Source organism: Pseudomonas sp. Je.1.5.c, assembly GCF_051129895.1.
Classification (GTDB): Bacteria; Pseudomonadota; Gammaproteobacteria; order Pseudomonadales; family Pseudomonadaceae; genus Aquipseudomonas; species Aquipseudomonas urmiensis.
In genome coordinates, this window is sequence record NZ_JBCPSP010000110.1 from 1 (window position 1) to 348 (window position 348).

General features: G+C 62.4%; 1 protein-coding gene. It reads right to left on the reverse strand.

Features of this window, described 5'->3' with window-relative positions; all coding sequences use genetic code 11:
- A partial coding sequence (locus AAZU54_RS27345) for a hypothetical protein (RefSeq protein ID WP_434727901.1) occupies positions 1 to 348 on the reverse strand: 348 nt, incomplete at both ends.

The window sequence follows — 348 nt, forward strand, 5'->3', positions numbered from 1 at the left end:
TGAGGCAGGTTTGCTTGATCTTGTCGGCGATCTGGCTGAGCAGGCTGGCAAGGCCCTGTTGCAGCGCGGTGGCAAAGTCTTCAATGGCGCCGGGGGCGAGCGCGTTGAGGTTGCTTTCCAGCGCGGTTAGCAAGGCATTGCCAAGGGTGGCTTTGCTGTGGCTGCGCAGCATGTGCAGGGTCGGGCGGATTGCCGCCCGGGCGGCGCCGACGCCGGGGAACGACATGATGCCGAAGACGTTGATGCCAAAGCTGATCCAGGTAACGACGTCATCCTGATTGCCATCGATCAGGGTAATCAGGTCTGCGATGGCATCGATGGCGGCAAAGACGCCGCCATCCCCTGGCA